At 51.2% G+C, this 18,510-nt stretch carries 15 protein-coding genes and 1 pseudogene; 8 read left to right on the forward strand and 8 right to left on the reverse strand.

All coding sequences use genetic code 11. The features are described from left to right. Positions 1-3: 3 nt before the first annotated feature. Positions 4-3,120: a hybrid sensor histidine kinase/response regulator gene (locus HH215_RS27905; protein WP_169284610.1), complete on the reverse strand. Its 3,117-nt coding sequence runs from the start codon at positions 3,118-3,120 to the stop codon at positions 4-6. Between the two features lie 173 nt (positions 3,121-3,293). On the opposite strand from HH215_RS27905, the gene HH215_RS27910 reads away from it, so the two are divergent. Next, positions 3,294-4,265: an iron-hydroxamate ABC transporter substrate-binding protein gene (locus HH215_RS27910; RefSeq protein WP_169282869.1), complete on the forward strand. Its 972-nt coding sequence runs from the start codon at positions 3,294-3,296 to the stop codon at positions 4,263-4,265. A 47-nt stretch (positions 4,266-4,312) separates the two neighbouring features. Here the strand turns inward: HH215_RS27910 and HH215_RS27915 are convergent, their stop codons facing one another. From HH215_RS27915 to HH215_RS27925, 3 genes are all read right to left on the reverse strand, one after another. Next, complete coding sequence (locus tag HH215_RS27915; protein WP_169282870.1) at positions 4,313-4,792, reverse strand: anthrone oxygenase family protein; 480 nt, start codon at positions 4,790-4,792, stop codon at positions 4,313-4,315. Further along, positions 4,785-5,639: a Rossmann-fold NAD(P)-binding domain-containing protein gene (locus tag HH215_RS27920; protein ID WP_174887644.1), complete on the reverse strand. Its 855-nt coding sequence runs from the start codon at positions 5,637-5,639 to the stop codon at positions 4,785-4,787. Before HH215_RS27920 ends, HH215_RS27915 begins: the two co-directional genes overlap by 8 nt. Before the next feature lie 145 nt (positions 5,640-5,784). Then, positions 5,785-6,213 carry a MarR family winged helix-turn-helix transcriptional regulator gene (locus HH215_RS27925; protein ID WP_169282871.1) on the reverse strand — a complete coding sequence of 143 codons (429 nt, stop codon included), beginning with the start codon at positions 6,211-6,213 and terminating at the stop codon, positions 5,785-5,787. Between the two features lie 182 nt (positions 6,214-6,395). On the opposite strand from HH215_RS27925, the gene HH215_RS27930 reads away from it, so the two are divergent. Next, positions 6,396-7,412 (forward strand): SDR family oxidoreductase, encoded by a 1,017-nt coding sequence (locus HH215_RS27930; protein WP_169282872.1) that lies wholly within the window; start codon positions 6,396-6,398, stop codon positions 7,410-7,412. A 108-nt stretch (positions 7,413-7,520) separates the two neighbouring features. Here the strand turns inward: HH215_RS27930 and HH215_RS27935 are convergent. Together HH215_RS27935 and HH215_RS27940 are read right to left on the reverse strand one after the other, a co-directional pair. Then, a pseudogene (locus HH215_RS27935) lies at positions 7,521-8,539 on the reverse strand (FecCD family ABC transporter permease). Continuing rightward, positions 8,536-9,588 (reverse strand): FecCD family ABC transporter permease, encoded by a 1,053-nt coding sequence (locus HH215_RS27940; RefSeq protein ID WP_217362242.1) that lies wholly within the window; start codon positions 9,586-9,588, stop codon positions 8,536-8,538. The pseudogene HH215_RS27935 and the gene HH215_RS27940 overlap by 4 nt, the downstream one beginning before the upstream one ends. Positions 9,589-9,734: 146 nt before the next feature. On the opposite strand from HH215_RS27940, the gene HH215_RS27945 reads away from it, so the two are divergent. Beyond that, positions 9,735-10,712, forward strand: a complete 978-nt coding sequence (locus HH215_RS27945) for an ABC transporter substrate-binding protein (RefSeq protein ID WP_169282874.1) — start codon at positions 9,735-9,737, stop codon at positions 10,710-10,712. Between the two features lie 79 nt (positions 10,713-10,791). On the opposite strand, the gene HH215_RS27950 is transcribed toward HH215_RS27945, so the two are convergent. Together HH215_RS27950 and HH215_RS27955 are read right to left on the reverse strand one after the other, a co-directional pair. Continuing rightward, positions 10,792-12,057, reverse strand: coding sequence for a sensor histidine kinase (locus tag HH215_RS27950; RefSeq protein WP_169282875.1), 1,266 nt, complete (start codon positions 12,055-12,057; stop codon positions 10,792-10,794). Continuing rightward, the gene (locus HH215_RS27955) at positions 12,057-12,734 is read right to left on the reverse strand and encodes a response regulator transcription factor (protein ID WP_169282876.1); all 678 of its coding nucleotides are present in this window, start codon (positions 12,732-12,734) and stop codon (positions 12,057-12,059) included. Before HH215_RS27955 ends, HH215_RS27950 begins: the two co-directional genes overlap by 1 nt. A 217-nt stretch (positions 12,735-12,951) precedes the next feature. Between HH215_RS27955 and HH215_RS27960 the strand changes: the two genes are divergently transcribed. The 5 genes from HH215_RS27960 (at position 12,952) to HH215_RS27980 (ending at position 18,500) form a co-directional block, all read left to right on the forward strand. Continuing rightward, positions 12,952-13,692, forward strand: coding sequence for a polyphosphate polymerase domain-containing protein (locus HH215_RS27960; RefSeq protein ID WP_169282877.1), 741 nt, complete (start codon positions 12,952-12,954; stop codon positions 13,690-13,692). Continuing rightward, positions 13,689-14,369, forward strand: a complete 681-nt coding sequence (locus HH215_RS27965) for a DUF4956 domain-containing protein (protein WP_169282878.1) — start codon at positions 13,689-13,691, stop codon at positions 14,367-14,369. The genes HH215_RS27960 and HH215_RS27965 overlap by 4 nt, the downstream gene beginning before the upstream one ends. Before the next feature lie 18 nt (positions 14,370-14,387). Continuing rightward, entirely contained in the window at positions 14,388-16,244 is a 1,857-nt protein-coding gene (locus HH215_RS27970) for a carbohydrate-binding domain-containing protein (RefSeq protein ID WP_169282879.1), read from the forward strand. A 586-nt stretch (positions 16,245-16,830) separates the two neighbouring features. Further along, the gene (locus tag HH215_RS27975; RefSeq protein WP_169282880.1) at positions 16,831-17,577 is read left to right on the forward strand and encodes a phytanoyl-CoA dioxygenase family protein; all 747 of its coding nucleotides are present in this window, start codon (positions 16,831-16,833) and stop codon (positions 17,575-17,577) included. Between the two features lie 59 nt (positions 17,578-17,636). Continuing rightward, positions 17,637-18,500: a helix-turn-helix domain-containing protein gene (locus tag HH215_RS27980; RefSeq protein WP_169282881.1), complete on the forward strand. Its 864-nt coding sequence runs from the start codon at positions 17,637-17,639 to the stop codon at positions 18,498-18,500. Positions 18,501-18,510 lie beyond the last annotated feature (10 nt).

The following is an 18,510-nucleotide window of genomic DNA, read 5'->3' on the forward strand; positions in this document are numbered from 1 at the left end:
TTGTCAGTTCGGAATCACGAAAGACACCGTCGTTCCTTCGTTAGGTTGGCTGCGAATAGATAAGCCATGACCGTACAATTGCATCAAACGCCGATTCGTATTGGAAAGTCCGATCCCGCCCTTTCCTTTCAGGGTGGGATTCAGCAATTGAGCGACCTGATCGCGATCCATGCCTTTGCCGTCATCCGTCACTTCAATAAGAGTAGAATCGTCCTGTCTAGTGATCCGAATTTGCAGCGTACCGCCTTTATTCCGGCTAAGGAGGCCGTGCTTGACGGCATTCTCGACCAGGGGTTGCAAGGAAAGCGGAGGAATATACAAGCGGATATCGGATTCCACTTCCCATACGACGGACAATCTGTCCTCGAAACGTTCTTGTTCGATATGCAAGTAAGCCTCGACAAGCGCCAGCTCGTGAGAGAGCTCGACGAGTTCCCCCGTATTCAGAAAATCGAAGCTGATCCGCAAGAAAGAAGCGAATGCGTCGCCCAGCTTACGCATTTTGCCCGAATCGATATCGCTCAGCGCCATAATGGAATTCAACGTGTTGAATAGAAAATGGGGATGAATTTGCGCCTGAAGATAGGCCGCCTCCATGCGCAACCGTTCATTGATCGATTGCTTCAGCGTAGTTAACGCCCGGATTCGGTACTTCAGTTCCAACGCGTCTACCGGCTTGGTCACATAATCATTGGCACCCGCCGAGAATCCGGTATAGATGTCGGCGGGCTGACTGCGCGCGGTCAACAACAAGATCGGAAGCTCGGATACGGAATAGCGCTCCCGGATTCTCTCCGTTAATTCATAGCCGGACATTTGCGGCATCATAACATCGGCAATAAGCAAATCCCACTGGTTGCGGTCTAACAATTCCAGCACTTCGTGAGCCGAATGCGCCGTTGCGATCGTATACGGTTCCGTCGATAGAATGCCCACGAGCACGTTCAGGTTGACCGGGTCGTCATCGACGGCCAGAATATTCATTTTCCTCTCGGTGAGAAGCGGCGGCATAGTAAGCGCCGAGGCAGCCGTTTCTCCTATAGCGGCATCCGGCAATATCAGCCCCCCAAGCTGAATTTCGGTTTCTTCCGATACCCCGTAAGGTTGGGAGAGTCTGAGTATCTGCTGTTGATTCGACGAATCCGCTATCGGGAGATCAAAGCTGAACACCGATCCTTTCCCCGGCTCCGAACGAACGGTCAGCGTCCCTCCGTGTAACTCCACCAACTGTTTGCTTATGCTTAGACCTAGTCCGATTCCTCTTCCATCGCTTATTCCGTAAGACCCTTGCTCATAAGGAAGAAACACCCGGGCTTGCGTTTCCTTGTTCATGCCGACGCCGGTGTCGGAGACGCTTATAAGAACATGCCCGATCCGCTTCACGGCGGAAAAAGAGATCGTTCCTGCTTCCGTGTATTTAAGGGCGTTATGCAATAGGTTATACAATACCTGCACGAGCCTTTTCTCGTCGGCCATGACCATCGGCGTCGACTCGGGGATGTTCATTTGCAATACGATAGGCTTGCCCTCGGTCATATATTTAAGCATGCCGATTACGCCCGGTACGATCGATTGGATCGGCAATGGCTCTTGTTGCAGGACGATGCGGTGCTCTTGGAGACGAGCGACATCGAGAAGATCGCCGAGCATATGGGACATGCGGCTACTGATCGAGATCAGTAGCCCCATTTCCTTAAGGCTGCTCTCGCCGAGCTGCCCTCTCTCTTTGGTGACGACGGTCTGGGCGATGTTCATAATGCCGTGCAGAGGCGTCCTCAGTTCGTGCGACGTATTGGCGAGAAATTGATCCTTCAGTTTGTTCGCCCTCTGCAACTGCTCGTTGAGATCGGCGTTTTCCTTGGCATTGCGGTAGTATTTCTTGAACCAGTATGCGCTGATTCCGATAAGGGCCGCAAGAATATCGAAAGGATAGTACACGGTAGTTATGTCGAAGCTTGACTCTACGATACTCCATGACAGGTTGGAGAAGATGCCTGCGGCGGACAACAGCAGGAAGGCGATGTCCTTGTCGGCTTGTTGCTTGAAGATCATCGTTCCAACGGTGTACATAAACCAAACGAAAGGGATTAAATAGAGGAACATAAATCCTCCGAAATCGATCATTCCGTTTAACCACGTTGCGGGCGCGACAAGGATCAGTCCCGTTAAAGCAACGAGCGTCGCGGAATAAGTTCGCAACCACACGTTATTCGGGGGAGCCGATGCGAACCTCCGGAAAACAAGCAGTATAAATAGGTTCTGCCACAGAAGAGAGATCAGTCTGATCTTGATCGCCCATGTATAATTGATCGGCAGCCATAGCAGCAGCAAGTTATCGTGACCGCATATAATCGCAATGCCGACCGAGAGCGTTAATAGCGCCGTGGTGAATAAAGCCCGCTCGCGGCGATTGAATACGTAAAGGATGAACGCGTACAACCCGTGAAGCAGGAGCAGCACGAACGTAACCAACTGGAATCCGATGGAATACCAACGTACATCATCGATCGAGGCTTGAGAGCCGAAGCGAATGCCGCGCGTGATCCCGCCGTTAAAGGGCTCGTCGAAGTTGGCTACGCGAATGTAGACATCGACTTCCGTAGTCCCGGCTATCGTATAGGAAGCCGTGTAAGAGAAGTTCTTCGGAATATATTCTTCGGCATGTACGGCAGGTTTGCCGGTAACTCCCGAGACGATTCCGTTGATTTCTACTTCGGATGAAGCTTGAATCCCTTGTAGCCAGATGGCGACAGGTTGTATAAGCGGATCGGTAAGAATTCGTAATCGGTATGTTCCGTACCCGTACGAGGAGCCGGATTCCGGATTGAGCAGGCTGCCCCAGTCACCGGGAGTTTGAATCTTAATGGGGGGCGTCTCATCCGACGGAATACCCTGTTTAGTTATGAATTGATTAGGATAGAAATGCCACTCGCCATTCAAGAAGAACGAAGGGGAGTTCTCCAAATCGATTCCGCGCATGTCGAGCACCCCATCGACGGCACTTGGCTGTTCCGATGTATAGAAAAGCTCGGACCAAGCCCACCGCAGGGAGAATAGAACGCTAAGGAATAAGATTAATAAGACGATATATTTGGGGGTCGTGTTATTTAGCATTCGCATCATCATAATACGAAGAAATTCGACACGGAGAACGCATATTCCTTTATATAAACCGAATCAATAGGATTTCCATTGACAACTAGGCAGCGAGAATTTATATTTATTCATGAATGAAAATGAGAATCATTATCGACAGTGGATGATCATACATCCACGTATAAGGAGACGCGAGTATGAACAAAAAGCTGTCCGCCCCTATTTTTCTTTTGTTGCTGATGATCATAGTTACCGCTTGCGGGAGCAATTCAGGAAACAATGCAGGGAACAATTCAGGGAACAACGCATCGCCCGCACCAAGCTCGGGAGCAACGACGACTGCAGATGGAGAATCCGGGACGATTACTTACCAATCCGAGACCGGCCCCGTCGAGGTTCCGGCTAATCCGCAGCGGATCGTGGCCTTGTCGAATGCGCCGAATGTACTCTCGTTAGACGGGACGCTGGTCGGGGTAGATCAGTGGACGAATATGAACCCTCTGTTTGCCGAGAAGCTAGCTGGCGTCGAAATCGTATCCGAAGATGATTTGGAGAAAATCATCGAGCAGAAGCCGGATTTGATCATCGGCGGAACAGAGATGAAGAATATCGAAAAGCTAAAACAAATTGCGCCTACCGTAGTGTTTACTTGGGGCAAGCTGGACTATCTTGCGCAGCAATTGGAGATCGGCAAGCTTCTGAACAAAGAAGAGGAAGCACAGGCTTGGATAGATGATTTTAAGCAACGCGCGGAAGCAATCGGCAAGGAAGTCAAAGCGAAAATCGGCGAGAACGCGACTGTATCTGTTTTCGAAACGGATGCTAAAACTTTCTACGTGTTCGGCAACAACTGGGCGCGCGGCACGGAAATTCTGTACCAAGCGATGGGCTTGAGCATGCCGGAAAAAGTCAAAAAGGATGCGCAGGGACCAGGCTATTACACGTTGTCTCAAGAGGTTCTTCCTGAGTATGCGGGAGATTATATCGTGTTGAGCAAGAGCTCGAAAAACGATAACTCATTCATGAAAACCGAAACTTGGAACAACATTCCGGCCGTTAAGAACAAGCAAGTTATTGAGATCGATACCGAATCTTCCACTTATAGCGATCCAACGACGCTTGAATATTTGTTGAATATTTACAAGCAAGGATTTCTTGGTAACGATTAGAATAGAAAACAAGTAGATCCGGTTTCTCAGGTCTACTTGTTCTCGTTTTATTGCATATGAAAAGCGATAAGGAGAAACGCAGACGAGGCAACGCATGCCAATGTCCGAATATGGTTCCAAATCATCCACTTAGCAACGAAACTTCCCCATTTTTGCGCGCCATCGTTGGCGGCAGGATTAACGACGGCCAGCTTGTTATTAAGAGGGACGTTAAATGCGCCGGTAATGAAGAGAGCGATAAGGTACGAAGCGCTCCCTGCGAGCAGATAAATCGCATCGGGGTCGTTCCATCGGTTGAAGGAGGTTATCAGAATAAATAGGGTGATCAATCCCGTCCCGAAGAACAGAACGGAACATAGAGGATTAAGCACTGTAATGTTAATAGACTGCATGGCAGCAATGCTTTGTTCGGCCGAGAGGCGATTAAGAGCTTTCATCACGAAGGCGGAGAAAGCGAATAATACTCCCGCTACCATTCCGGAACCGATGGCCGCGATGATAATGAAATAATAGACGATCTCATCCATTCGGTTCGCCCCGATCCCAAATACCGGTTGCGGCGGTATCCCGCGCAAAATCCCTGAAATCCCTAGGCTCGCGCCCAAGGGCGCGTTTTACTCCGTCATTTAAGTGGGAATTGCGTCCGTCCAGTACTTTGGTGAATAACTCGAGGAGCAGATTCGTAAACTCCGCAGACAAGTTCTCTTGCTCTAACCCGGATCTGAATTGCTCAACGGAAATGGGTACATAATGGATTTCCCTACCGCTTGCTTGGGCGATCTCTTCAGTCGCTTCGGCAAAGGTGAGCGCGCGAGGACCGGTAAGCTCATAAAGTTGGCCGATATGCCCGTTCTCGGTTAGCGCGGCTACCGCGACGTCCGCAATATCGTCCGCATCGATGAAAGGTTCCCTAGCATCCTCTACCGGGAGGGCAATCGTTCCGCCGAGTACCGAATCGAGCAAGAAACTTTCGCTGAAATTTTGATTAAACCAGCTAGCCCTTAGAATCGTCCAGTCTGCGCCCGAGTTCCGCAAGGCTTGCTCGCTAACGAGAGCCCCTTCTTCACCGCGGCCGGACAATAGAACCAACCGTCGAACGTCATGTTGCAACGCTAACTCGGCGAATGACGCAATATCGTCGGCGGCACCCGGCATCGCTAAGTCGGGATGGTACGTCAGATATACCGCTTCCGCGTTCTCCAAGACTGCCGACCAAGTGGACTTGATTTGCCAGTCGAAGGGCGGTTCCCCGGCGCGAGACCCGATCCGCGTAGGAATGCCAAGAGCAGCGAGGCGTTCCGCTACCCGTCGACCCGTCTTGCCTGTACCGCCGATAATCAGGATCGGCTTTCTCGAGAGTTGATGTTCGTTCATTTGAATCCTCCTCATTTTACCTTCATAATATTGTTTGAGCAAACAACTATTGAACTAAAAAATGTACCACCTCCTTTCAAATGATTGTATGCAGCGTAATTGCATTTTATTTGTTTGCACAAGCAAATATTTTTATAAAAATTAATCAATTGCTATTCTCTATTTGGTCGCTCACTTTATATAAATGCAACGTAAGTTCATCGCTTTCTTTCTCGCCCAATATCTCATTTATACGTATACGAAGATTATCCCAGCATTCATGGATGATGGCTTCCAAGGCTTTACCCTTATCCGTGGCGTATATGAGGGACATCCGGCCTTCGACGCGGTTATAGATTAGCCCTTTAGCGGTTAGTTTCTCGATCAGACGTGTCACAGTCGAGGGTTGATGGTGGAGAACCTCGCCTAATTTTTTCTGGGAAATGCCTTCTTCTTCAATAACGGCCAGCATCAAGAAAGCGCCCGTAGGGGATAGGCCGCATTTGAAAAACTCGTCTTCCACGATTTTGGTGACCACTCGACTGAGTCGGGTTGCCGTAAAATACAAGCATTCTTTCAGGTAGGTGTCGAGCACGATCGTTACCTCTTTCTTGTTTGAACATAGATGTATTTGTTTGTACAGACAACTGTAGAGGATATTCCATAAAAAGTCAATCCCAATATTGAGTAGTGAGTTTAGACTGCAAAGATGGAGGACTCTAAACCCCGGAAGAGAATATATAAAGTGAAATCCGAATTTTATTGCGGAGGTGTGCGATGAAAGCACTATTCATTGGAGGGACGGGAACGATTAGTTCCGCGATCACCAAACAACTATCGGAACAAGGATGCGAGCTGTATCTTCTGAATAGAGGAACTCGCAACGAGAATTTGCAGCCTAACGTTAAGGTGTTGCAAGCGGATATTAACGACGAAGATCAGGTGTCGCGACTGATTCAAGATTTGGAGTTCGACGTGGTTGCGGATTTTATCGCCTTTCATCCTGCACAGTTGGAAAGAGACTATCGTTTGTTCCAGGGGAAGACGAAGCAGTTTATGTTTATTAGCTCCGCTTCCGCCTATCAGAAGCCGTTGTCCGATTATCGGATTACGGAAAGCACGCCGCTGGCCAATCCTTATTGGGAGTACTCCAGAAACAAAATCGCGTGCGAAGAATATCTAATGAAGCAATACCGCGATCATCGTTTCCCTATTACAATCGTTAGGCCTAGCCATACTTACGATGATCGTTCCATTCCTTTAGGCGTACACGGGAGCAAGGGATCTTGGCAGGTTGCTAAGCGGATGCTGGAAAATAAACCGGTCATTATTCACGGTGATGGAACTTCCCTCTGGACGATGACGCATAATAGCGATTTTGCCCAAGGGTTTATCGGTCTGATGGGAAACATGCATGCGATCGGAGAATCCGTGCACATCACATCCGACGAATCCGTCACTTGGAACCAAATTTACGAGGCGATAGCCGACGCGCTAGGGGTCAAACTGCAAGCGGTCCATGTTTCGTCGGAGTTCCTTGCCGCGTGCAGCAAGGAGGATTACACGGGCGGATTGATCGGGGATAAGGCGAATTCGGTCGTTTTCGATAATTCCAAATTGAAGCGGCTCGTTCCCGGCTTTGTCGCAACGACTCGCTTTGATCAAGGCATTAAGCAAACGGTCGCGAATATTCTCGCGCATCCGGAGTATCAGAAGGAAGATCCGGAGTTTGACCGTTGGTGCGATAGAGTTATCGGTGCTTTGGAAGGTGCCTTAGCATCGCTTGCGGAATAGCTCGCGAGAGTAAACCCTATATCAAAGCGAAAGACGCTGTTCCATAATTGGGGACAGCGTCTTTCGCTTGTCGTGCCGTGCCGTGACGAACGCGATGGCGACCAGCTTTTAACCTCGCAGCTTCGCCAACAGGTAAAGAAAATACGGGGCGCCGATCATGGAAACGATTAGCCCCGCGGGAATATCCGTGACGCGGGACAGCGTATCGGCGACAAGCACGAGCAATGCGCCGAGCAAAGCGGAAGCCGGAAGCAGGATGTTATGCTTCGGCCCGACGATTCGCCGGGCGATATGCGGCGCTATCAAGCCGACGAAGCCGATCGATCCGCTTACCGCCACGCACGATGCGGCTAAACCGACCGCGGAGGCCAGAAAGGCAAGACGCATTCTCTTAACGGGAGCGCCGAAGCCGGTGGCCAATTGATCGCCGAGATTCAAGATGTCCAATGTTCTCGCCTTGTAGAATACATAGGGTAAAATGATGACGAGCCACGGCAAGAGAGCGAGTACGAATCTCCAATCCGCCCCCAAATACTTCCCGCCAGGAATGTAGCCAGAAACTGATAGTTATCCGAATCGAGCTGGATCGTCATTACGATCATCAAGGCGGATAAGCCCGCCGCAACCGCGATTCCCGAGAGCACTAGCCGGGTCGGCGATAATCCTTTATTTTTCTCGTAAGAGAGCAATACCAAGATCAAGGCAGCCAGAGCGGAGCCGATGAACGCGAGGCAAGGCAGAAGCCATACCGGCGCGATCGTCTTGTTCGGATAGAAGGTGATGAAGAGGACGACCATAACCCCTGCTCCCGCATTGATACCGAGAATGCCCGGCTCGGCGATCGGATTGCGCACGACCCCCTGCAACAAGCAACCGGACACCGCGAGTCCCGCGCCGACCAGCAAGGCAATCACGATCCTCGGCAAGCGAAACTGAAACAAGGCGAGGTTCGTCTGTTCCGTGCCTTGCCCGAATAGCGTTCTCATCACATCCATCGGGGACAGGCTCAACGAACCGGTATTCATGCTGATAATAAAAACGACCGCGATCAATATTCCTAACGTCGTAAAAAATACGGATGCCTTTACTTGCCTATGTGCGCGCCGGTCATTTTGTAACGAATTCATTGCATTTCCCTCCTCTCCCTGCGAACGAGATAGAGGAAGAACGGTACGCCTAGCAGGGCAATTAACGCTCCGACAGGCGTTTCGAAGCTCATGTTAATCGTTCTCGCGGCGAAATCGGCGGCTACGACCAGCAATGCGCCTAGTACCGCGGAACAGGGAATCACCCATCGATAGTCGACGCCGACCAACGCCCGGGTGATATGCGGAATCAGCAATCCGATAAATCCGATCGCTCCGGCGACGGCAACCGAGACTCCGGCAAGCAGCAGGACAACGACGAACGAGGCGATCTTGATCGGAACGACGCGCAAACCAAGTCCTACCGCGACTTGATCGCCGAAGCTAAGCAATGTAATACCGCGAGAGAGCAGCATCGCCCCGATTAATCCCGCCGCTACCCATGGAAACATCAGCTCGACTTGATCCCATCTTGTTCCCGCAACTCCGCCGGCATACCAGAACGCCAGGTTCTGACCGACCCGGAAATGAAGAGCTATGCCTTGGCTGAAAGACATCAGCAGAGCAGTTACCGCTGCGCCTGCCATCGTTAACCGCATTGGGGACAAGCCGCCCAACGAAATCGATCCGATACCGAATACGATGATCGCGCCAAGGGCTGCGCCCAAGAAGGAATACAGCATGAGCGCCGTGAAAGGCGTGCCTGGGAAAAAAGCGAAGCATATCGCAAGTGCGAACCCGGCTCCGGCATTCAGGCCGAGCAGTCCGGAATCGGCCAACGGATTCCTTGTCATCCCTTGCATCATTGCGCCTGCAACGGCTAGGCTTGCTCCGACCATCGCACCCGCCGTCACTCTAGGCAACCGAAGAGCTTGAATGACCTGATGCTCCGTTAGGTCCGGGTTGAAGCGGAATACCGCCGTCCATACCGTCGCCAGATCGATGTCCTTCGCCCCATATGATACGGACAGCATCATGCCAAGGACTAACGCGGCAAGTCCGATAACGATAATCGCGATAGCGGACAGCGGGCGTGATGTAACTTTCGCTTGCTTATGTATATCGGTTGAATCCGTCGGGGAGGAAATCATAAGAGGCCACCTTCGATACGAAAATAATTGCATTACGGTCTTGTTTGTATTAGAATGAGCGAATGTGATGCTGATAATGATAATCTTTATCATTATAAAATACTTCATCAAGACCAATATTGCAATTATAAAGGAGAGTATTTTTTTTGAAAACAGGAAGAAGATCGCTCACGCTACTGCTTGTCGTTATTCTAACGCTCGTCGTTGCCGCATGCGGAAATAATAAAAACGCGGCCAGTCCTTCGGCCACGGGATCGGCATCGCCGTCTGCCAGCGAGAGCAGCACGCCGTCGCCGTCGTCCGAACCGGAAGCGACTACGAAGAAGATTAAGGACGGTCTGGATCGGGAAGTGGAAATTCCGACGAAACCCGAGAAAATCGTCGTACTCGGGAATATGGGAGAAGTGTTGTCGCTCGGGATTAAGCCGATCGCTACGAATGATTATTATTTAAGCAAGTATGGTACGGATCGGTTGGCCGGCGTGCAAAGCATAGGCGGCGACGAGCCCGACATGGAGAAAATTCTCGCGCTGCAGCCGGATTTGATCATCATCCCGAGCTACTTTAAACCGGAAGTGCTGGATGCTTTGCATAAGATCGCTCCGACGATCGCGACCAAGTGGGGATTGCTTCCGCTGGAGCATCTGTCCGTAATAGCCGGTTGGTTGGGCAAAGAAGCGGAAGAGCAAGCATGGCTTGCCCAATACGCCGAGAAAGCGGCTAAGACGAAAGAAACGCTTAAGCCGTTTAACCTGGAAGGCGAGAAAGCGATCGTTCTGCAATTCTGGAGCAAAGCGATCTATCAGCACGCGACGACGGTATTTACGCCGTTGTTCCAGGATATCGGATTCGTTCCGACGGAAGCTCAGGCGGCCGTTAAGGAAACGGCTGCGATTACGGAAGAAGCCGTCGTCGATTATGCGGCGGAAGCTGAACGTATTTTCATCCTTGTGGACGGCCAAGCGGATATCGATACGTATAACGCGCTGAAATCGACCGCGTGGAAAAACGTGCCTGCCGTCAAGAACGATAAAGTCGTGCTTGTCGACAGCGCAAGATGGAACGATTACAGCACCGCGGCAATGGAATGGATGCTTGAAGATTTAGTCAAGCTAATCAAATAAGGAATCGTTCGTTGCGAACGAAGCACGGGAGGCTGTCCGCTAAGGGAACTTAGGGGCAGCCTCCTTTTTCGCGCTGCGATTAACCCCTCGGAAGCTGAACGTAGAACGTCGTCGTCTCGTTCACCGTGCTTCTCGCGTAAATCTTTCCGTTATGCTGCTCGACGATCGACTTGGCTATCGCTAACCCGAGGCCGTATCCTCCTTGTTTGCGAGAGCGCGACGAGTCGGCACGGTAGAAGCGGTCGAAGATTTTATCCAAATGCTCCGACGGAATGCCGGCCCCGGTGTTGGTTACCGATAGCACGATATCGTGATGCTGTTTCTTGAGCGCCAAGGTAATCGATCCGTTGGGATTCGTGTACTTGATACCGTTGTCCAACAGGATCATGACGACCTGCTTCATTTGCTCGTTATTGCCGGAAATGGTGAGATCAGGGTCGATCTCGTAGCTTAGAGAAATATTTTTCTCGAAAATAACGGCTTCCATCGTCAGAATGACTCCTTCGACCGCTTCGCTAACGTTAAACGGGGCGAAGATCATACGCTCCCGGGAATCGTCCATCTCGGTCAAGTACAGGAGATCGTTCGTTAGCGTCTTCATTCTGTCCGTCTCCGATTTAATATGGTGCAGCCATTTCGTTTGCTCCCGGATCGTGTCTTCGCTGTGGGCTAAGAGCACGTCCGCGTTCGTATTGATAACGGCTAACGGAGTTTTCAGCTCATGGGATGCATCGGCGATAAACCGTTTCTGCTTATCGAACGCTTCCTTGACTGGAGCGATGGAACGATTCGCGAAAAACCGGCTCGTGAAGTAAATGACGATGAGCATCCCCAATCCGACGATCAGGAACGTGTACACGAGATTGGTCACGATGGTCTGCTGCGCGGTGACGTCCAGAAATACGATCGAATACCCTGTCATATTGTCTTGAACGGTATAAGCCCATGTATTGCCGTCAAGGGTGAATTGGCCGGTGCCCGATTCGCGGGAGGCGACTTTGGCTCGCGCGAGATCATAGAATTCGCCGTCCATATCGAATCGGGAGTTCGTGGACTTGATGTTCCCTTGCTCGTCCGTTTGCAAAGCGAAGGAGACGGAACGTTCCGGCGGCGGGTTCATCTTCCCCTTAGCTTCTTGCGGAGGATGGTCGTCATCGGGGCGGGGCATATCCGGATTTCCGTCGGATTTGCGATAGAAATCGGCTACGCGATGGAGATCCATATCGATGCCGTTGCGTACGTTCTGATAAGTAATCATGTAAATCGAAGCGAAAGCCAAGAGCATCATGACGGAGATGATGACCATGTTAACGATGAGAAATCGGTTCCGGAGCTTATTGAACATCAGGCGTTCTCCTCCAAGACGTAACCGACTCCCCTAATGGTGTTGATTCGGACGGATGAATTCAGGAACGCGATTTTTTTTCGGAGGAAAGAGATGTAGACCTCCACGTTGTTATGCTCGACCTCCGAATCGAACCCCCATAACTTCTCGATGATCTGCTCCTTGGAGGTAATGGCCGTTTTCCTCGTAATAAGCAGTTCCATGAGCTCGCTCTCTTTGAGAATGAGCTTAAGCTCCTTGCCTTCGCAAGCGAGCTTCAGATTTCCGGTGTTTAATTCGATATCTCCGAACTTTAGCGAGTCCTCCGGAATCACCTCGCCTTTACGTCTTAAAGCCGCTCGTATTCTTGCCAAGAGTTCATCCGTTGAAAAAGGTTTAGCGACATAGTCGTCCGCGCCGTAATCGAGTCCGGTAATTTTATCGGAAATTTCCCCCTTGGCGGTAAGCAGAATAACGGGAGCGGAAATTCCTTGGCTCCGAATCGTCTTCAATATCGTAATCCCGTCCACTTCCGGAAGCATAATGTCGAGTAACAGCAAATCGTAGATTCCGCTTAATGCGTTATCCAATCCCGATTGGCCGTCATGAACGGCGTCAACGGAATAATGGTGTTTTTTCAAAATTTGAGATAAGGCCTCCGCAAGATGAACCTCGTCTTCCACGATTAATATTCTCATAGGCGCGTACTCCTTTACGTCATCATGGCAATGCCGCTTTGCATCCTTATTATAGGAAGCGAACCTTTAACCAACCTTAACGAACTTGATTTCATATTAGCATGCTTGGGGCATTTAAGATTCATTAAAGGTTCCGGCTCTAAGATACAGTCATGGAACGGCGGTATACGCAAAGAACTACGAGAAAATCGAGAAATACGAGAAAGGAGAGTAACGGATGGCGATCGAGGTGTTTAACCGATATGAGAGCAAGTATTTGATGGATAGCAAATCGTTTTACGCGATCTATAACCGATTGCTTGAATACATGGAGCTCGATGAATACAACAAGGACGACAAATTCTACTCAATAAGTAACCTCTATTACGATACCGAGCATGATTCCTTGATTCGGAGTAGTCTCGCGAAGCCGAAATATAGGGAAAAGCTTCGGATTAGAGCCTACGGTGTCCCGGAAAAAGACGCCAAAGTTTACTTAGAGCTTAAGAAGAAGGTGTTCGGCCTGGTGAACAAGAGAAGGACGGCGCTAAAGCTGGACGAGGCATACGATTTCGTCGGTACGGGAACGATTCCCGAGCTTAAGCCCTATATGAACCAGCAAGTCATTCGGGAAATCGAATACTTCCTGCAGCGCTATGAATTACAGCCTAAGCTGTATTTGGCTTACGACCGAATTGCGCTGTTCTGCATTCGTAACAGAGATCTGCGGATTACGTTCGATACGAACATTAGAACGAGACGGCATGATCTGGAGCTCGAAAGCGGCGACCAAGGGGAGCAATTGCTCGACCGGGGGCAATGGTTAATGGAAGTGAAGGCGGAGCAAACGATTCCGCTCTGGTTATCGAGAATGCTGTCGGAGCTTGGCATGTTTCGGACGAGCTTCTCCAAGTACGGCAACGAATACAAAAAAACGCTAAGGAACGCCAAATTAGCGGGGGAGAGAATTAACTTATGATCGAATCGCTATTCGCGACGGACGCGACGACTGCCGAATTAACGCTGACCCATGCGTTGTTAACCCTTTTTATAGCTATCGCTTTAGGTGCCATTATCAGTTTGACCTATATGAAATCGCAAGCCGCTTATACGCAGAACTTCGCCTTGACGATGATCGTGTTGCCGGTGATCGTGGCTATCATCATTCTCCTGATCGGAAGCAATATCGCTCGTGCCTTTAGTCTTGCCGGAGCGTTCTCGATTATTCGTTTCCGAAGCGCGCCGGGCGACCCGAAGGATATCGCGTTCGTATTGTTCACGATGGCGGCCGGGCTCGCATGCGGAGTCGGATCGTTCGGGTACGCGGTGTTGTTCACAATCGTGCTCTGTTTATTGATGTTTTTCCTGAAAGCCATCAAGTTCGGAGCAAAGAAAGCGACGCAGAAAACGTTAAAAGTAACGATCCCGGAAAACCTGGGGTACGAGGAAGCTTTCGACGAGCTATTCAAAAAGTTCGACATCGGCTACGAGCTGAGAAAGGTGAGAACGACCGAGCTAGGCAGCCTGTATGAATTGGTCTACGAGATCACGTTGGGGCCTAGCGCGAACCAGAAACAATTTCTCGACGCGGTTAGAAGCCGAAACGGAAATCTGGACGTGACGCTAACGATGAGTCCGACCGTTGCGGAATATTAATAGAGAGGATGAGGAACGATGAACAATCCATGGCACGTGAAGGTAGGCGCCGTTCTATTATGCGCCGCTTTATTGTCGGCATGCAGCAATAATTCCACGGAGACCGTCCCGACCGAATCATCAACGGCAGAAGCCGCTCAATCCAATGAAGGAGCGGCAGGTTCGCAATTAGCGAGCTTCGATCTGACCCAGGAGGTCGAATATGACGACGATGACTCATACGCCGACTGGACTTCGGCGACGGATCTGACCCGGATCCATCTGAACGGTACCGGTGCAAGCATCGAAGGTTCAGGGGCGGAAGTTGAGGGCAGTACGATTAAGATTACGTCTGCGGGGACATATGAAGTAAGCGGCAAGCTGAGTGACGGTCAAATCGTGATCGCGGTCGAGGACAAAGGAACCGTGCGCGTGGTGTTAAACGGTGCCGAGATTCATAACGGCGAGAACTCGCCGATCTATGTCGAGGAAGCGGGCAAGACGATTATTTCTTTGCCGGAGGGAACGGAAAATCTGGTTTCGGACGGGGAGAAGTACGTGTACCCGGACGCGACGACGGACGAACCTAACGCGACGATATTCAGTCACGACGATCTGACGATCAACGGGACCGGCAAGCTTGTCGTTCAAGCGAACTACAACAATGGAATTACGAGCAAGGACAAGTTGAAAATCACCGGGGGTATACTCGAAATTCATGCCGTAGACGATGGACTGATGGGGCGCGATCTGGTTGCCGTTCAAGAAGGCAATATTACGATCGAAGCAGACGGTCATGGCATCAAGACGACCAACGATGCGGAAGATTCCCTAGGATTCATTTCTATCGGCGGAGGTACGTTCGACATCAAGTCCGGTGTGGACGGCGTTCATAGCAGCGGCGGTATTTTGCTGGAGGGAGGGACGCTGGCTATTGATGCTGGGGATGACGGAATCCATGCGGATGTCGCGATCGGCATCGCGGGAGGGACGATCGATATCGCGAATAGCTATGAAGGGATAGAAGCTCCTACGATCGATATTTCGGACGGGCGGATCACCTTGAAAGCCAGCGATGACGGAGTCAACGTCGCGTCGAGCACGGGTGAATTGGCTACCGGAGAAACGACGGCCGATGGATCGGCGGGTAACGAGGGCGAGCGTCCCGGGAATGGGGGGAATCCTCCCGACGGCTCGGGTGCCGCTTCGACTAATAGGCTAACGATAAGCGGCGGATATTTAAGCGTCGACGCCGAGGGCGACGGACTGGACGCGAACGGTTCGATCGCGATGAGCGGCGGTACCGTCATCGTTAACGGGCCGACCAATAACGGCAACGGCGCATTGGATTACGACGGCACCTTCGAGATGACGGGCGGATTCCTCGTGGCCGCCGGAAGCTCCGGCATGGCTCAAGCGACGTCCGAACAGTCTACGCAATCCGGCGTGCTGATGACTTATCCGCAGACCCAGGCGGCAGGCACATTGGTTCATTTGGAAGATAGCGAGGGCAATGAGATTGTTACTTTTGCGCCTGCGAAAGCCTATCAGTCCGTGTTCGTCAGCTCCCCGAATATGAAGCAGGGAACTACGTATATTCTCTCTTCGGGGGGAACGTCGACAGGTAGCGAAACGAACGGCCTCTACGACGGCGGTGAATATCAGGGCGGGACGAAGGTGGTCGAATACGAGGCGTCGTCGATTGTCACATGGCTGAACGAATCGGGAATCACCGAAGCGCGAAGCGGAATGATGGGCGGCCCCGGCGGCGGAGGTCGCGGTCAGGGCGGGCCCGGTGTTGGCCAAGGCGGAATGGGCGAAGGCGGACAGGGCGGCCCCGGAGCGGGCGGGGGTAGAGTACCTCCGGACGGCGAGCGACCTCAAAGGCCTCAGTAGAGGACTCAGCAAAGGACGCAATAACGAACGCAGTTAAGGAACAAGCTGGCGCAATCGCGCCGGCTTTTTTACGTAAAAAAAGTCTAAAATCCGAATAAGTGCGTGCGTGGTGGTATAAACGGCATGCTGGATCGACTCTGGAGGATATAGGCGTGTGCGGTGGTATTAATCGGCGTGTTGAGCTGACTCTGGCGGAGATAGGTGTGTGCGGTGATACTAAACGGCATGTTGAGCTGACTCCGGCGGAAAATTGTAACGCTAGCGTCCATCTAGCGGAAGCAGCAGCCGTTATTCTGCTCAAAAAGGCACTTTTCAAAATCTAACGGAAATCAGCGCTCTTATTTGAGAGTTTTTCAGTGAAAATACGCCAATATGGCATAAATAGAGGCGCCTAGCTCCGTTAGATTTTTAAACCGCTTGTTTTCGACTAAATAACGTCCGTGACCTCCGTTTAGAAAATACCCTGCCCAACCCGTGCATTTCCGAAATAAAGTCAACTATTCCCGTAATGAAGATAAGCGTTCCTCCATGCGGATTATCTATAATCAAAGCGTAATCGTATATCCGATAAGGAGAGGGATCCAATATGGCGGGAAACGGAACGTTGACAGAGGAGCAGTTGCAGGGGTACAAAGAGAAGGGATACGCGCTTCATCGCAAACCGTTGTTCGGACCGGAGAAAATGCAAAAGTTAACCGATATTTTCGAGGAACAATGGGCGATGGTCGGCAGAAAATTGAACAGCGAGTTGGACACTCCGCATTTTCGCGACGAAAGGCTGCTGGAGTTCCTGTTATCCGACGAGGTTCTTGATCTGGTAGAACCGGTCATCGGTCCGAATATCGGGCTGTGGTCGAGTCACTTCATCAGCAAGGAACCTCTGACCGGAAAGCAGACGCCTTGGCACGAGGACTCGGCTTACTGGAAAGGGCGCCTTTCCCGCTTCGACAAGATCGTGACGGTGTGGTTGGCGATCGACAGAAGCAACAAAGAGAATGGTTGCATGCGGGTAATTCCGGGCACCCACCGCAACGGATTCTCGGAATACGAGAGCGTGGACGAGGGACAGAATATTTTCTCGACGGAAATCAGGAGAAGCAGCATCGACGAATCGCAAGCCGTTTATTTCGAGCTTGAGCCGGGCGAATGCTCGCTGCACGATTCGCGCATCATACATGGCGCTCCTCCGAACACGAGCCCGAATCGCCGCTGCGGTTACACGATGCGGTATTTCTCGACAGAGGCCAAGGTCATCCCGGAGAATAATGAAGGCTTTAAGATTTGGCTAGCCCGAGGTAAGGACTTGGCAGGTAGCCCGTTCGTGAACGTATAGGTTCACTGCCGAAAAACCGCCGGAGCCTTAGATGGATATATTGGAAAGGGGATGCGCGCTTGAAAAACCAAGACATACCCGAAAGGCTGCTAAATGACCAGCATATGGATTCCTTGTCTTCCTTTCGGATGTATCAGCATACCCTGGACCGGACGATCGATACGCACTGGCATCAATTTTACGAGTTGGCGCTCGTCCTTTCCGGAACGGGAATTCATAGCATTAACGGCGCTCCGCTCCGAATGGGGCGGGGGCACGTGTTTCTGTTGACCCCGGCCGATTTTCATCGGATCGATCCCGATCCGGGACAGACGTTGCGGCTCTATAATCTGATTTTTACGGAGAGGATGATCTCCGATAAGCTTGCGGGGCATCTATTCGAACGAAGCAACGCGTATCACTGCGAATACGGGCAGGAGGAGTTCACGGAAGCGGAGCGGGAATTCGAACGTATTCTAAGCGAGTCCGCGGAGTGGCGGGAGCATGGGGACATTATCGTTCAAGGCTGCATCGAGCGATTGCTGGTCGATCTGTCCCGCAGTTGTCCGCCATCGGAGAAGGAAGAAGCGGTTCTGCCTGTTCATCCGTCTATTCGTAAAGCGCTCGTCTATTTGCAACATCATTTCCGCAGCCCTCTCTTATTGGAAGACGTTGCTCGTCTAGCCGGATTGTCCGCCAATTATTTTAGCGAGAGCTTCGCTAAGCAGACCGGGCTTACTTTCCAGGCATACGTACGCGATATGAGGCTGCAGTTCGCGAAATCGCTGGTCAGCGCGACCGATCTTCCGATCACGGAAATCTGCTACGCGTCAGGGTTTAACACGTTGGCCTATTTCGAGAGAGCGTTTAAGACCCGTTATCGGGTATCCCCCGGAAATTTGCGGCGATTAGAGGCCGATTTGGCGGGGACGGTTGGAGTGTAGGCGGAATGAC

The sequence above is a fragment of the Cohnella herbarum genome (assembly GCF_012849095.1).
GTDB lineage: Bacteria > Bacillota > Bacilli > Paenibacillales > Paenibacillaceae > Cohnella > Cohnella herbarum.

What these genes read in the sequence shown, in the direction of transcription:
- HH215_RS27950 (WP_169282875.1), bottom strand. Translation starts at nt 12,057, where the DNA reads ATGTTCAATAAGCTCCGGAACCGATTTCTCATCGTTAACATGGTCATC.
- HH215_RS27905 (WP_169284610.1), bottom strand. Translation starts at nt 3,120, where the DNA reads ATGCGAATGCTAAATAACACGACCCCCAAATATATCGTCTTATTAATC.
- HH215_RS27955 (WP_169282876.1), bottom strand. Translation starts at nt 12,734, where the DNA reads ATGAGAATATTAATCGTGGAAGACGAGGTTCATCTTGCGGAGGCCTTA.
- HH215_RS27960 (WP_169282877.1), top strand. Translation starts at nt 12,952, where the DNA reads ATGGCGATCGAGGTGTTTAACCGATATGAGAGCAAGTATTTGATGGAT.
- HH215_RS27920 (WP_174887644.1), bottom strand. Translation starts at nt 5,639, where the DNA reads ATGAACGAACATCAACTCTCGAGAAAGCCGATCCTGATTATCGGCGGT.
- HH215_RS27910 (WP_169282869.1), top strand. Translation starts at nt 3,294, where the DNA reads ATGAACAAAAAGCTGTCCGCCCCTATTTTTCTTTTGTTGCTGATGATC.
- HH215_RS27975 (WP_169282880.1), top strand. Translation starts at nt 16,831, where the DNA reads ATGGCGGGAAACGGAACGTTGACAGAGGAGCAGTTGCAGGGGTACAAA.
- HH215_RS27915 (WP_169282870.1), bottom strand. Translation starts at nt 4,792, where the DNA reads ATGGATGAGATCGTCTATTATTTCATTATCATCGCGGCCATCGGTTCC.
- HH215_RS27970 (WP_169282879.1), top strand. Translation starts at nt 14,388, where the DNA reads ATGAACAATCCATGGCACGTGAAGGTAGGCGCCGTTCTATTATGCGCC.
- HH215_RS27965 (WP_169282878.1), top strand. Translation starts at nt 13,689, where the DNA reads ATGATCGAATCGCTATTCGCGACGGACGCGACGACTGCCGAATTAACG.
- HH215_RS27930 (WP_169282872.1), top strand. Translation starts at nt 6,396, where the DNA reads ATGAAAGCACTATTCATTGGAGGGACGGGAACGATTAGTTCCGCGATC.
- HH215_RS27940 (WP_217362242.1), bottom strand. Translation starts at nt 9,588, where the DNA reads ATGATTTCCTCCCCGACGGATTCAACCGATATACATAAGCAAGCGAAA.